Genomic DNA, 14,498 nt, shown 5'->3' on the forward strand with positions numbered 1-14,498 from the left:
CAAGGTGCGGGCTGCCGGTTTGAACCAAATGACGGGGGAATCGATATGACAAAAATCACCAAAGTGGGCATGCTGGGTCTTGGTTCCATGGGTCAGAAGCATGTGAAAAATTTGCTGGAGCTGCCTAACGTAGAAGTGGCGGCCATTTGCGGTTCTACGATTGATAAAGCGGTGGCGTTCAGCATGGAATATACCGGCGGAAGCGCGAGGGCTTATGATTCCTTCGACGACATGCTGGACGAGGAAGCGCTGGATGCGGTCTATATTTGCATTCCCCCATTCGCGCATAACGGACAGGTCGAGAAGGCGGCAAGCAAAGGCGTTGCCGTCTTTATCGAGAAGCCGATTGCCTTCGATACGACGACGGCCGAGCGCATGACGGCAGCCGTGGAGCGAGCGGGCGTCGTCTCTCTGGTCGGCTATAACTATCGTTTCGGCGGCGCCGTGCAGGAGCTCAAGCGGATGATCGAGGATGGGCGGGCCGGCGTTCCGACGTTGTTCGAAGGCAGGTTCTATTGCAACTCGCTGCACTCTCCCTGGTGGAGCGACCGCAGCCGTTCGGGCGGACAGGTGTTTGAGCAGGCCATCCATATCTATGACCTTGCGTTGCATTTTTTTGGGATACCCGACCGCATCAGCGGATTTACCGCCAATTTGGGCCATCTCGAAACGCCAGGCTATACGATCGAGGATACGAGCGTCGGTTCGGTTCGTTTCCGCTCGGGAGCAATGGCTTCGATCTGCGCTTCCAATTGCGCCGTTCCGACGGAATGGGATTGTACCTTCACCGTCATTTGCAGCAAAGTGACCGCTCGTTTCGCTCATGGGAACAGCGCTGAATTTGTGTTTACGGACGGCGAGACGCCGGTTCGGCAGCGATACGAGACGCATCTCGACGGGCATGCGGAAGAGACCAGATCGTTCATTGCGGCGGTGCGCGGAGAAGGGCCGGAAGTTTGTCCGATCCGGGAAGGGCTTCTCAGTCTGCGGCTTGTGGAGAATGTGATGCAGTCCGCGGACGACAACGGCAGACAGATTGCTTATGTTCTTTAATTCGCTCGGAGGAGACGCGCGCAACACCTAGACGAGCACAGCATTCGCGGAGAAGGCCGTATTGCGGTCCTTCTCTTTTTTTGCGATTCCGGTCACTATTTACACTAGTCGAAGAAAGATGAAAGTTTGCAAAAGGCTACCGTAGTTCGCATCGACCTATGTGCGGTAACGTTACCATGCAACCATTAAATGAAGCATGGGGAGGTTTGAAGGTATGGGAATTCTTGCACCCAGACGAACGTTCATGGCGCTCATTGCAGCGGCGATGCTGATCTCGCCGTTCACGATTGGCAGCGTTCCCAAGGCAAACGGGGCTGCGGCGCCGTTCAAGCTGAAAGCATTGTTCAACGTCGATGCCGAAAGCGGCGCATACGACGCAACAAAATCGTTCGCCTTCGAAACCGACATGAAGGACGGCTACAAGACCGTCGAAATTCCCGTCTCCGCGCTGAAGACGCTGACGGCGGACGGCAAGCTTGGCAGCATCGCGTTCGTGCCCGCCGATGCGGCAATGAACGAAGACGGCGAGGTTGTAAACGGCTGGCCGGAAACGAAGGACGCCGTCTACGTGGATAAGATGAGCATCGGCGGCATTCAGTTGTTCACGAACGAAGCGAAACGGCCGTTCATGTTTCAAAACTTCTCGAACGAGGAGGACTTGTATTATTCCTACGCGATCAACGGCACGGTCGCGCCAAAATGCGGCGTGAACAATTCGAGATGCCTGACCTTCTCCGTCGCCGGCAGCGCAGGCACGTCGTGGATCGTGTTCAATGAGCCGATCGATCTGACGGGCATGGGCGGCAAGGATAAATTGAAATTCGAGCTGGATCTGAGCAGCGTCAGCTACGCGGATTGGGCACCGGCGCCAGCGAAGCCGCAGCCGGGTCCGAACGATGCGCCCCCGGCAACGGTCGAAATCGGTCCGGGCAAGGCGTACGAGAACATCGGCGACTTTGCCTGGGAAACGCTGAAAGCGGGCGACGTCGTATATGTGTACTATCGGCCCGAGCCGTATAAGGAGAAGATCGGCATCTTCGCGGAAGGCACGAAGGAGAAGCCGATCATCGTTCATGGCGTCCCGGGACCGAACGGCGAGCTGCCTAAGATCGATGGGAACGGAGCGACGGCGCGCGCAGCGAACCCGATCCCGAACGCGAACCGCTCGCTTGTGCGCATCGGCAAGGACAGCCAGCCTGCGAAGTACGTCACGTTCGAGAATTTCGAGGTGTACGACGCTCACGCCTCGAAGAAGTACACGAACGCCAGCGGCGCGCAAGCCAGTTATGCATTCAACGCCACGGGCATCTGGATCGACAACGGGGATCATGTGACGCTGCGCAACAATCGCATTCACGATAACGGAAACGGCATATTCGGTTCCTCGTCCATGTATGTATGGGAAGGAGCGCTCATCGATTACACGTCGAAGGATCTGCTCATCCAAGGGAATTCCGTTTACGGCAACGGAAACGTCGGCCGGATGTTCGAGCATAACAGTTACATTGCCGCCATCGGCACGGTATACGAGAACAACCGCTACGGCGATTTGCTGGCAGGTTCGCAGGGTTACGGCCTGAAGGACCGCGGCGCGGGCACGGTCGTCAGGTACAATTGGATCGAGGGCGGAAGAAGGCAGATCGCGCTCGATGATGGCGAGGATACGCCGCGGATCGTATTGGATCCGACCTACAACAACTCGTTCGTCTATGCCAACGTGCTGGTCGAGCATGACCACTTGTTCGATACGTGGGGTGACGACGAGATCATCAATTTCGGCGGCGACGATGCGGCCGTGCCGGATCGTCACGGTACGCTCAATTTCTTCAACAATACGATCCTCACCTACCGTCAAGCCCGCGTTTACGGGCAAGACGGCGTGCCGAACCTGAAGGATCCGGGCCGCGTCGAGCGTACGGTGCTCTTCTATGCGCCGGGCAAGCATGTGGACGCGCGCAACAATGTCTTCCACCGTGCCGGAGCGAATCCCGCACCGCTCGTGATCACGGACGACGACGCCTCGATCGAGCTGCGCAACAACTGGTTCACGGAAGGGTACTTCTACGATTTCAACGAGCCCGACCGTCATCCGGACAAAAATATCGGTACGATTACAGGCGCTGATCCGGGTTTGATCAACTTATCGCTGGAAGCGCAGAATTATCAATTGAAGGCGGGATCGCCGCTTATCGATGCCGGAGGCGGCCTGCCGAACGCATACGGCGACTTGCTCGCCAAGGAGTACGCGCCGCATCAGCAAAGCGTGAAGCGTCCGGACAAAGGCAAAACCGACATCGGCGCGTTCGAGTATGTCAAGTGAGATTTAAATTTGCTGAATAGGAAGCAGTTAGATCAGCAATGTCTGAAGCGCTCAAATTTGCAGAATTTTTCGAATTAGCAGGAATTTGCATGTTTGTATTCGAAAAATTTAGATAAGCAGCGGATTCGCAATCTAAGGAGCTGCCGGCAAGGGCGCCGTCTGACGGCGTCCTGTCGGCATGCCTATCACGATCAATCGGAGGTAACGATCCATGACAACGCACAACATCGGCATTATTATGAACGGCGTAACGGGACGGATGGGCACGAACCAGCATCTTATCCGGTCCATTCTCGCAATCCGCAATCAAGGCGGCGTCGCGCTCCCCAATGGGGATGTCATTATGCCTGATCCCATTCTGGTCGGACGGCAAGCGCATAAGTTGGAAGCGCTTGCCCGGAAACATGGCATTTCCCGCTGGAGCACCGATTTGGATGCTTGCTTGGCGGATCCGAATGACACGGTTTATTTCGATGCGCAAACTACGCTGCACCGCGCGGACAGCATCAAGAAAGCGATCGCCGCCGGCAAGCACATCTATTGCGAGAAGCCGACGGCGGACAGTCTCGAGCAGTCGCTCGCGATTGCCCGGCTGGCAAAGGAAGCCGGCGTGAAGCATGGCGTCGTCCAGGACAAATTATTTCTGCCGGGGCTGCTCAAGTTAAAGCGGCTGCTCGATGCGGGATTTTTCGGCAAGGTGCTGTCCGTGCGGATGGAATTCGGCTATTGGGTATTCGAGGGCGATTGGCAGACTGCCCAGCGGCCTTCCTGGAATTATCGCAAGGAAGAGGGCGGCGGCATCATCGTCGATATGTTCGCGCATTGGCGTTACGTGCTGGACAACTTATTCGGCGAGGTGAAAGCCGTCTCTTGCCTCGGTACGACGCATATTCCGCAGCGGATCGATGAACAGGGCGAGCGTTATGCGTGCACGGCCGACGATGCTGCGTACGCGACGTTCCTGCTCGAAGGCGGCATCGTCGTTCAGGCCAATTCGTCCTGGGCGGTGCGCGTGAACCGCGACGACCTGCTGACGATTCAAGTGGACGGAACGGAAGGCAGCGCCGTCGCGGGGCTGCGAGAATGCAAAGCGCAGCATCGGGTGAACACGCCGAAGCCGGTCTGGAATCCCGATATTCCGAACCCGTTCGCATTCGCGGAGCAGTGGCAGGAGGTTCCGGACAACGGGCAGTTCGATAACGGGTTCAAAGTCCAATGGGAGCATTTCCTGAAACATCTCGTCACCGGCAGCCCGTTCCCTTGGGACCTGCTCGAAGGCGCCAAAGGCACGCAAATGGCGGAGCTTGGACTCCAATCCTGGGCGGAACGGCGTTGGGTCGACGTGCCGCCGCTTCAAGTATAGGAGGCGAACGACGAACGATGAACGGGACAACTACGATCAAACTGCCTCAGGCAGACGGCTCGCTGCTAGATTATAAGCTTGCGAACACCGAGCCGATCACGGCGCCGGCCTTGCCGCTGCGCAGCCGGATCGCCTATTCCGCCGCACATGTCGTCTGCGATCCGCGATCGGATGCAGAGCCCATGCTGGGAGCGGCAATCGACTGGCAGGCTACGATGGCGTACCGGCATCACCTCTGGTCGCTCGGCCTCGCGGTTGCCGAAGCGATGGATACCGCGCAGCGGGGGATGGGGCTTGATTGGCTCCGGGCGAAGGAGCTGATCGGGCATTCGCTCGCGGAAGCGGAGGCCGTGAAAGGCCGGATCGCATGCGGAGCCGGCACGGATCAGCTGGTTCCGGGACCGCAGGTCATGATCGAGCAGGTCATCGAAGCGTACGCGGAGCAATGCGAATATATCGAGAGCCGCGGCGGCCAAGTCATTCTCATGGCAAGCCGCGCGCTTGCGGCCGCGGCGAAATCGCCGGCCGACTACGAGCGAGTATACGGCACGATACTGCGGCAGGTTTCCCGGCCGGTCATTCTGCATTGGCTGGGCGACATGTTCGATCCGGCATTAGCCGGTTATTGGGGCGAACGGGATGCCGATGCGGCGATGGAGGTCTGTCTCCGTGTCATACACGCGTATCCGGATAAGGTGGACGGCATCAAGATTTCGCTGCTCGACGCCGACAAGGAAGTGCGGATGCGCCGCAGATTGCCGAGCGGCGTCCGGATGTATACCGGCGACGATTTCAACTATCCGGCATTGATCGAAGGCGACGAGCACGGCTACAGCCATGCGCTTCTCGGCATTTTCGATGCGATCGCGCCGGTTGCGGCAGCAGCAATCCATGCGCTGGATAACGGGGATACGGACCGGTATCGCGCGTTGCTCGCGCCGACGCTGCCGTTGTCGCGGCATATTTTCCAGCGGCCGACTTATGCCTACAAGACGGGAATTGTCTTCATGGCTTACTTGAATGGCCATCAATCGCATTTCCGCATGCTCGGCGGCGCGGAAGGCGCGAGGTCGATCGTCCATCTCGCCGGGCTGTTCGAGCTGGCGGACCGCGCGGGGCTGCTCGCGAAGCCGGAATTGGCGGTGCGCCGCATGAAGCAGACGCTTGCCATGGCGGGAATCGAATAGAGGGGGAACGAAACGGTGGAACAGCTAACGAATTGGAATCGATTAAGCTTAAACCAAATCACGACGGATATGCTGTCCCTGCCGCAGGCCGTCGATGCCTGCGTGCGGGCCGATGTGCCGTCGATTGCGCTATGGCGGCACAAGATCGCCGAGACGGGGTTAGCCGCCGCAAGCCGCCTCATCCGCGATTCCGGCTTGCGCGTATCCAGCTTATGCCGCGGCGGCATGTTCCCGGCGGCGACGGCCGAAGCGCGCAGGGAACGGATGGACGACAACCGGCGCGCCGTCGACGAAGCGGCGGAGCTCGGCACCGGCGTGCTCGTCCTCGTCTGCGGGCCTGCCCCGGATCGCGATATCGCCGGCGCCAGACGGATGGTCGAGGAAGCGATCGCCGAGCTCGTGCCTTACGCGGAGTCGTGCGGGGTGTGCCTTGGCATCGAGCCGCTTCATCCGATGTATGCGGCCGAACGTTCCGTCATCAATTTATTGTCGCAAGCGAGCGAAATCGCGGAGCAATACCGGCCGGATCAGGTCGGCATCGTCGTCGATGCGTTTCACGTATGGTGGGATCCAGGCTTGTACGGCCAGATCGAACGGGCAGCCGGAAGAATCGTCGGCTACCATGTGTCCGACTGGATCGTGCCGACGCCGGATTTGCTCATGGGACGCGGCATGATGGGGGATGGCGTCATCGAGCTGCGCCGCATTCGCGAAGCCGTCGAAGCGGCTGGATATAGGGGGCCGATCGAAGTGGAGATTTTCAACCGGGCGGTCTGGGATCTGCCCGTCGACGAGTCGCTCGCCTTGATTAAGAGCCGTTACTTGGAACATGTGTAGGAGGAGCAGGAGGAGCAGGAGGAGGACCCGGCGGTGAAGAAATATTACGAGGCGGACAAAGTCGCCCAAGAAGTTCCATTTGAACCCATACCCGAAGAAACGAGAGCGCTCTATCTGCGGCCGGGCGAACTGCTTGCCATCCAGGAGAGGTTCCCCGTCGCGTACCTGCCGCTCGGCACGCTGGAATGGCACGGCCGCCATAATCCGCTAGGCGTCGATGCCATCAAAGCCGAACGGCTGTGCATGGAAGCAGCCAAGCTGGCCGGCGGCGTCGTGATGCCGGCGATCCATTTTGCCGCGGACGCTTACTGGGATGCGGGTTTCGGGATCGGCTACGGGATGGACGCGACCGCCGGCTATGCGCTTCCGGGCTCGTTTTATGGCATCGAGACAAGTTTATTCGTTTCGCTGGTCGTGAACGCATGCCGCAATTATTTGAACCGCGGCTTCAAGCTTGTCGTGCTCGTATCGGGCCATAACCCTTCCATTCAGCAGAACGTCCTCGATGAAGTCTGCTACGCCTGCAAGACGGACGAAGGCGCTGAACCAGTATGCTTTACAATGGATTACCTGCTGATGGAGCCGGACGATCCGCTTCGAGCCAGCGACCATGCCGCCTGCATCGAGACGAGCATGATGCTTTATTTGAATGGGGAGCGCGTCAATATGGGAGCCAATGCGGGCCATGTCCGCGAGCATCTCGGCGTCGGCGGCGCTCGTCCCTACTCGGAGGCTACGGCGGAAGAGGGGGAAATCCGCTTCGCCCGCCAAGCCGCGGGACTCGCGAAGCTGGCGAGCGGGCGGTTGGGCAAGCTGTTGAACACAAATTAAGCGATAATCGGGAGATGATACTTTGAAACTCGCAATCAATACGCTTGGCTGCCCGGATTGGACATGGGCGCAGATTATGGACGAGGCGGTTCGTCTCGGTTATGACGGCATCGAGGTGCGCGGCATTCAAGACGAACTGCTGCTTACGAAATGCGAACCGTTCCTGCCGGAACGGCTCGAAGCGACCAAAGACGCGTTGCGCGGCAAGGGCTTGACGATTTGCTGCCTCAGCACTTCTTGTTCCTTCCATGCGCCTCATCGTTACGAGGATGCGATCCAAGAAGGCAAAGACGCCATCGATTTGGCCGAACGGCTCGGCGTGCCTTATATTCGCGTATTCGGCGATGCGATTCCCGACAAGTCGAATAAAGAAGCGACGATCGCCGCCGTCGCTGCCGGGCTCCAAACCTTGGGCGCGTATGCGGAGAGCAAGCCGGTTCGCGTGCTCATCGAGACGCATGGCGATTTTGCCGATCACGATGACCTGCTGGCCGTACTGAGCCGCACGCAATCCCCGGCAATCGGCGTGCTCTGGGATATTCAAGTCACGTTCAAGCATAATGGGCAGCTGCCCGCAGAAACTTACGCGAAGCTGGGTTCCTACATGCAGCATGTTCACGTGAAGGACTTCATCGGTTCCCATGATAGCGGGCGAATTTGCTTACCGGGGGAAGGCGATGTTCCGATCGAAGATTGCCTGGCATTGCTGCGGGAACACGGTTACGACGGCTATTATTCATTCGAATGGGAGAAGCGGTGGCATCCGGAAATCGACGGGCCTGAAGTCGCGTTCCCCGCGTTTATCCGCTATATGTCGGAGCACGCGAAGAAGGGGATCCAATGAGGCCGCTTCAAGTCGGCATCATCGGCCTCGGCCGCAGCGGCCGCGATATTCATGGCGACGTGGTTAGCCGTCTGCCCGAGCTGTACCAGCTGGCAGCGGTCAGCGACCCGATGGAAGAACGGCTCCGCCGGGCGGAGCAAGAGTGGGGCTGCGCGACATATACGGACTACCGTTCGCTGCTCAAGCATGAAGGTCTCGATCTGGTCGTCAACGCATCGCCGAGTCATCTGCACGTGCCGATCTCGCTTGAGATCTTGGAAAGCGGCCTGCACGCATTATGCGAGAAACCGCTTGCCCATCGAGCGGAGGAAGTGGACCTGCTGATTGCGGCTTCGGAACGGACGGGACGACGCATGGCGGTCTTTCACCAATCGCGCTATGTTCCGGGCTATCAACAGCTGCTGCAAGTCGTGCGTTCGGGCGTGCTCGGCCGCATCGTGCAAGCGAGCTTTCGGTTTAATCAGTTCGTGCGGCGATGGGACTGGCAGACGCTGCAGGAGAAGAACGGCGGCAACCTGCTGAATGCGGGCTCGCATTTGCTCGATCAGGCGCTCCAACTGTACGGGCCAGGAATTCAGCCTGACGTCTTCTGCCGCATGGATAAGGCCAATTCATTCGGAGATGCGGAGGATTATGTGAAAATCCTGCTGACGCACGGCAGCGGGCCGGTCGTCGATCTGGAGATCAGCTCCTGCGACGCCTATGCCGGCTATGAATATCAGGTGCAGGGTACGAGAGGCGGACTCGTCGGCACGCGAAGCGAGCTGAACTGGCGGTATTATAAGCCGGAGGAAGCGCCGCACCGGGAGCTGGTCACGGAGCCGATCAGTCATGCGGACGGATCGCCGGCCTATTGTTCGGAGCGGCTGATCTGGCATGAAGAATCGTGGTCGTTGCCGGCCGAAGAGGAAAGTCTGATCTATCCGTCCATCGCGGCCGTCTATTATCGCATGCTGTACGAGCATCTCGCGAACGGTGCTCCGCTGGAAATTACGCTGCAAGAAGCGCGGCGCCAGCTTGCCGTAACGGAGCAGTGTTTCCGGCAAAACCCCGATTATGCGATCGGACACCGGAATTGAAACCGACCGTAGATGCAGCTTCTCAAACAGCAAGAAGGACTGCCCGGAGCGTAGGCTCAGGCGCAGTCTTTCTTTTCATCTATTTCGATCATTCGAAAAGCGTGACCCCTAAGATATTGCGCCTTAACGTTTCACGATCGAATCTTGAATCGCGCTCATGGAGGCATCGCTGATGAGGCCGAGGTACCAGAATGCCACGCCTTTAAGGCCGTATCGTTTGGCAAGGCCGATCTTGTTGCCGACCGTTTGCGCATTCTCGCTGCCCATCGAAATGCCGAGCACGAGCTTCGATTTCGGAACGGATTGAAGCGCAAGCTGAATCGCTTCGTTCACGCGGTTCATCGGCTCGGGTCCGTCCGCATATGTGTATTCATACGCCATAATAATGATTTCATCCGCATACTTCGCGAGTTCCTCGTAATCGTAGCCGCGGTACGAGCTGTTAGGCGGATGAAGGGCGAGCGTCAGCTTCAAGTTGGCTGCCTCGGCGCTTTGATCCAGCTTCTGCACGAAGTCGGTGAACGATTGCCGAATCGCCGGCACATCTCCCTTGAGGCCGAGGTTTTCAAAATCGAGCGTGATGCCGCTGAAGTGATTCTGCGACGCGAGCGATACGAGCTGCTCGATAACGGTCGTCTGAAGCGACGGATCCTGCAGCAGCTTCGTCTCTTCGCCGTTGCCGTCCGTGGCGACCGCCATCAGGCTCGGACTGTCGCCGGCATCCGCAGCGTCTTGCACGATGGACTCCGGCGTTACGTCGCCTGCCGGCTTGGGCCAGTAGTAATCTCTGCCGTTCAAGACGAGATTGCCGGTCGCATCGAGCCGGGTCCATCCGAACGAAACGGCGTTGAAATTCGGAACGAAACCGACCTTGCTGTAAGAAGAAATGGCATAGAAGGCTTCCGAGTACATCGGCTCGATCGGCGAAGTAATGGAGACCGTTTGGAAAACGCCGTCCCAGCTTACCTCCGCGCCGAACGCCGTGCTGAAGAAACTGAGAGGAATGAAGAGAGATCCGTCCTTCACCGTCGGCGCGACGCGAAGCTGCTCCTGCTGCCCGTTGACGAAGGCTTGCTTATCGTTCTTATGCAGGACGACCGTCGTCGGCGCTGCCGCCCCAACCTCCGATTTCGTGGCAGTTAATGTTTGCGTCTTATCCGTCCACGCGATCTCGATGTTCAACGCTTCGGCAATCGCGCGAAACGGCACCATCGTCGTTCCCGCCGTCACATATGGGGCAACCGGAAAAGGAAGCGGATAACCGTCCAGCATAATGCTGACCGGCGGTGAAACGGGCGAAGCCGCCGGCGCGGCTGAAGCACGCGATAGTCCTGAGAATAACAAGAGTGCCGTACTGGCAATCAGCAGGGATGATCTTACTTTCGAACGCATGGCTGTTCATTCACTCCTTAGATTTCATACGAATGACTACGATACTGCATCATCGAATCTTTGAATCTCTTATTTCTTATAATAAACACTACTATAACGTATCGAACAATCCATAAGTTGCATAAAGGTAGTCAAATGTTCCATTTTGCGGCCCTGCAAAATATGGGATTTCAAAAATATGGATATCGAGTATACTAGTAGACAACCTTTCATACGCACATCTATTAAGGAGTTTGATAGACGGATGGCAAATACATTTACCTTGCATAATTTGGACATCGAAGAAGCGAGCATCGCCGAGCTGCAGCATGCCATGGAAGAGGGGAGGTTGACCTCGAAGGAGCTGGTATTCGGCTATCTGGCCCGTATTGCGGCCTATGATCAAGCCGGTCCCCGAATCCATGCTGTCCTGGAGATCAATCCGGATGCGATCTTTATTGCAGAAGCACTAGACATGGAACGGCAGCAGATTGGCGCGAGAGGTCCGCTTCACGGCATTCCGATTCTCGTGAAAGACAATATCGAAACCGGCGATAAATTGAGCACGAGCGCCGGGGCGCTTGCACTGGAGCAGCATCGTTGCGACGAGGATGCTTTTCTCATTCGGCGCTTAAGGGAGGCCGGAGCTGTCATCTTGGGCAAGACCAATATGACGGAATGGGCGAATGCCATGTCCTCCTCGATGTGGGCGGGCTATAGCTCTAGAGGCGGACAAGTCGCGCATCCGTACGGGGAATTCTTCCGAGGGGGATCCAGCACCGGTTCGGCAGCGGCGGTAGCGATGAATTTTGCCGCTGCGGCGGTAGGCACGGAAACTTCAGCATCGATCTTAAGTCCAGCCATTCAAATGTCGATCGTCGGCATTAAACCGACCGTAGGTTTGGTCAGCCGAACCGGAATTATTCCGTTCTCCTATTCGCAGGATACAGCGGGTCCGATGGCGAGAACAGTAGCGGATGCGGCCTTCCTGTTGAACGGATTAATCGGAAGAGACGAGCAAGATCCAGCGACTTGCCGAGATCGCAGCATGGCTGTCAAACGAGATTACAGCGCTTATCTGGATGAGAACGGGCTGCGAGGCGCGAGAATCGGCGTCTTCTGCGAAGTTCCGGAACAGGTGCGAAACGGCGGCGAATACGATGAGACGCTGTTCCAACAGGCCGTAAACGACGTAAGAGCCGCAGGCGCGGAAATCGTCGAGGAGATTCGAATTCCGTCCTTCCACGGACCTTGGAAATGGAACAAAATGAATCTGGAATTCAAACATGCGATTGACCGCTATTTGCATCGCCTCCCGGCACATATGCCAATCCATTCGTTGACCGAGTTGATCCGATGGAATAAGGAACACGAAGATCGGGCGTTGAAATATGGCCAAGACGGTTTGGAATACCGAGACAGCCTGTCCAATCCACTCCGCAACAGTGACTACATCCAGGAGTCATTCCAAGATCTGCAGCTTGCGCAAAACGAAGGCATCGATCACGCCTTGCGAGAATATCGATTGGACGCTATCCTGTTTCCCTCCTATATCGGCGCTGATTTAAGTGCCAAGGCCGGCTATCCGTCCATTGCCGTGCCTGCAGGGTTCCAGGGAAATGGGAGACCGTTCGGCATTACGTTTGCCGGCACCGCCTTCAGCGAACCGACGCTCATCCGACTCGCATACGCCTACGAGCAGCGAACGAAGCATCGCGTGAAGCCGAAAGTGTAAGCCGAACGTCTGCCGGAAGAACGTATGTACACCAATGATTGAAATGGATTAATCACATTAAATAATAATGAACGAATCCCGTTGGAGGCGAGTTACCGTGAGCGAAATCATCGATTATTACTCTAAGTTCGACGAGTGGGGACGGCTTGACCGCGAGCCATTGGAGTTCAAAGTGAATTGGCATTTCATTCAATCTTACCTTCCCTCATCCGGTCAAATTCTCGACAATGGGGCCGGTCCCGGCAAATACGCGATGGCATTGGCGAAACAGGGTTATCAGGTTACGCTGACGGATTTGACGCCGAGGCTGGTGGACGTTGCCAAGGAGAAAGCCGAGGAACTTAACCTCGTTAATCAATTCGCTGATTTTCTGGTACGGGATGCGAGGGACCTGGCCGACTTGAAGGACGGGCAATTCGATGCCGCGCTCATGTTAGGGCCCTTGTATCATCTGCAGGCGGAGACGGATCGGATTCAAGCCGTACGGGAATTGCATCGGGTTACGAGAACCGGCGGAACTGTATTCGTGGCGGTCAGACCGCGCATCCGGAAGATATTAACGGCATTAATGTCTCCATCGCAGTGGAAGCCGTTAGACAACTTATCGGAGATCCAAGCTTTTCAGCAGACGGGAATTTTCAATCATGCCAATCAAGGCCGATTCACGGGCGCTTATTTCTTCAATATCGCGGATATCCGGCCTTTCTTTGAACAGCATGGATTCGAAACGATATCCCTAGTGTCCTCTACGGGGATCGGCGGCCGATTGACGCAAGAAAACTGGGATTATTGGGCCGCGCGCGGCGAAGAAGAGCAGTTGATGGAGCTCATATACGAATCGGCTGATGATCCGTATATTTTGGGAGCGACGGGTTCGCATTTGCTCTATATTGGCCGGAAAAAATAGCTAGCCAGGAACAAACCCTCCATCACACCATAGGAGATGTGATTTCTGTGAACAGGATGTTGAAATATTTCGCAAGCGCTGCACTTGCCGGATGTGTCTTGCTGTCATGCTCATCCGCTTATGCCGCCCTCTACGTCAACGGGAGCGTCAAGCAAGAAGATGCCATAACGTTAGACGGCCGTACGCTCGTGAAATTGCGTGCGTTGACCGATCCCTCATGGCTCGTGTTCGCTTACGACGTCAAGACGCATATCGTGATGGCGCACACCAAAGATAAAAGCAGGTTTCTGCAGCTCCGGGTAGGCGAGAAGACGGCGCTGGTCAATGGGAAGCAAGTGATGTTGGACGTGCCGGCTGTGAATAGGAACGGTTTTACGTACGTTCCGCTGCGCTTCGTAAGCGAGGCTCTGGGCGTCTACATCGTGAATGATGCGAAGGAGAAACGCGTCATTGTTCGTACGCCGGCCGGTCAGGAGGCGTACAATACGTTGTTGAGCGGGGATCTGGCCGAAGCGCGGCGAATCGCGATCAATCTCACGCGCGTCACTGACGGGACTCCCCCGTCGATCGGATCGGATGTGGAAGGGTGGCATTCGACGACGTATACGTTTCCGGAAGGGCAAGCTTTGCGATTCACGGTGGAAATGCTGGGTGCAACCAGTTATTACGAGATGAACGAAGAGGGGCTCCCCGTGCTCCGATGGAGCGCATATCCCGACAAACAGCAGGAGTGGGGGAAGAAGCCTGAATTCGGAGCCAGCGTCTATTTCGCAGATGAATTCATGGGCGGACTGCTCGAGTACGGGAAGCGCGATGCAGCCGGCAAAACCGTGCAAAACTGGCGTATCTACGATACGGACAATCCTCAAGGCTGGAACATCATGCCAATCGACGGGGAGAAACGCGTGGATGCACGACCGTAGAAATGCTGGACCGAGCCTGATATTCGGGCAAGATGGTGAATAATATGC

Annotated in this window: 12 protein-coding genes; 11 read left to right on the forward strand and 1 reads right to left on the reverse strand. The window is 57.0% G+C overall.

Annotated elements, in window-relative coordinates; genetic code table 11:
- The first annotated feature begins 45 nt into the window (after positions 1-45).
- The 8 genes from GZH47_RS30955 to GZH47_RS30990 all read left to right on the forward strand — a co-directional run bounded on the left by GZH47_RS30955 (position 46) and on the right by GZH47_RS30990 (position 9,514).
- Entirely contained in the window at positions 46-1,053 is a 1,008-nt protein-coding gene (locus GZH47_RS30955) for a Gfo/Idh/MocA family protein (protein WP_162644935.1), read from the forward strand.
- 214 nt (positions 1,054-1,267) lie between these two features.
- Positions 1,268-3,373 carry a right-handed parallel beta-helix repeat-containing protein gene (locus GZH47_RS30960; RefSeq protein WP_162644936.1) on the forward strand — a complete coding sequence of 702 codons (2,106 nt, stop codon included), beginning with the start codon at positions 1,268-1,270 and terminating at the stop codon, positions 3,371-3,373.
- Between the two features lie 211 nt (positions 3,374-3,584).
- The gene (locus GZH47_RS30965; RefSeq protein ID WP_162644937.1) at positions 3,585-4,736 is read left to right on the forward strand and encodes a Gfo/Idh/MocA family protein; all 1,152 of its coding nucleotides are present in this window, start codon (positions 3,585-3,587) and stop codon (positions 4,734-4,736) included.
- A 17-nt stretch (positions 4,737-4,753) separates the two neighbouring features.
- Positions 4,754-5,923 carry a dihydrodipicolinate synthase family protein gene (locus GZH47_RS30970; protein ID WP_162644938.1) on the forward strand — a complete coding sequence of 390 codons (1,170 nt, stop codon included), beginning with the start codon at positions 4,754-4,756 and terminating at the stop codon, positions 5,921-5,923.
- Positions 5,924-5,992: 69 nt separating this feature from the next.
- Positions 5,993-6,760: a sugar phosphate isomerase/epimerase family protein gene (locus GZH47_RS30975; RefSeq protein ID WP_404823826.1), complete on the forward strand. Its 768-nt coding sequence runs from the start codon at positions 5,993-5,995 to the stop codon at positions 6,758-6,760.
- Between the two features lie 33 nt (positions 6,761-6,793).
- The gene (locus GZH47_RS30980) at positions 6,794-7,591 is read left to right on the forward strand and encodes a creatininase family protein (protein WP_162644940.1); all 798 of its coding nucleotides are present in this window, start codon (positions 6,794-6,796) and stop codon (positions 7,589-7,591) included.
- Positions 7,592-7,613: 22 nt separating this feature from the next.
- On the forward strand, positions 7,614-8,435 hold the full coding sequence (locus GZH47_RS30985) for a sugar phosphate isomerase/epimerase family protein (protein ID WP_162644941.1): 822 nt from the start codon (positions 7,614-7,616) through the stop codon (positions 8,433-8,435).
- Positions 8,432-9,514: a Gfo/Idh/MocA family protein gene (locus tag GZH47_RS30990; RefSeq protein ID WP_162644942.1), complete on the forward strand. Its 1,083-nt coding sequence runs from the start codon at positions 8,432-8,434 to the stop codon at positions 9,512-9,514. Before GZH47_RS30985 ends, GZH47_RS30990 begins: the two co-directional genes overlap by 4 nt.
- A 123-nt stretch (positions 9,515-9,637) precedes the next feature.
- Here the strand turns inward: GZH47_RS30990 and GZH47_RS30995 are convergent, their stop codons facing one another.
- Complete coding sequence (locus tag GZH47_RS30995; protein ID WP_162644943.1) at positions 9,638-10,906, reverse strand: stalk domain-containing protein; 1,269 nt, start codon at positions 10,904-10,906, stop codon at positions 9,638-9,640.
- 244 nt (positions 10,907-11,150) lie between these two features.
- Between GZH47_RS30995 and GZH47_RS31000 the strand changes: the two genes are divergently transcribed.
- From GZH47_RS31000 to GZH47_RS31010, 3 genes are all read left to right on the forward strand, one after another.
- Positions 11,151-12,620 (forward strand): amidase family protein, encoded by a 1,470-nt coding sequence (locus GZH47_RS31000; protein WP_162644944.1) that lies wholly within the window; start codon positions 11,151-11,153, stop codon positions 12,618-12,620.
- Positions 12,621-12,717: 97 nt separating this feature from the next.
- Positions 12,718-13,527 carry a class I SAM-dependent methyltransferase gene (locus GZH47_RS31005; RefSeq protein ID WP_162644945.1) on the forward strand — a complete coding sequence of 270 codons (810 nt, stop codon included), beginning with the start codon at positions 12,718-12,720 and terminating at the stop codon, positions 13,525-13,527.
- A 56-nt stretch (positions 13,528-13,583) separates the two neighbouring features.
- Positions 13,584-14,450, forward strand: coding sequence for a copper amine oxidase N-terminal domain-containing protein (locus GZH47_RS31010; protein WP_162645539.1), 867 nt, complete (start codon positions 13,584-13,586; stop codon positions 14,448-14,450).
- Positions 14,451-14,498: the final 48 nt, after the last annotated feature.

The organism is Paenibacillus rhizovicinus (assembly GCF_010365285.1).
Lineage (GTDB): Bacteria > Bacillota > Bacilli > Paenibacillales > Paenibacillaceae > Paenibacillus_Z > Paenibacillus_Z rhizovicinus.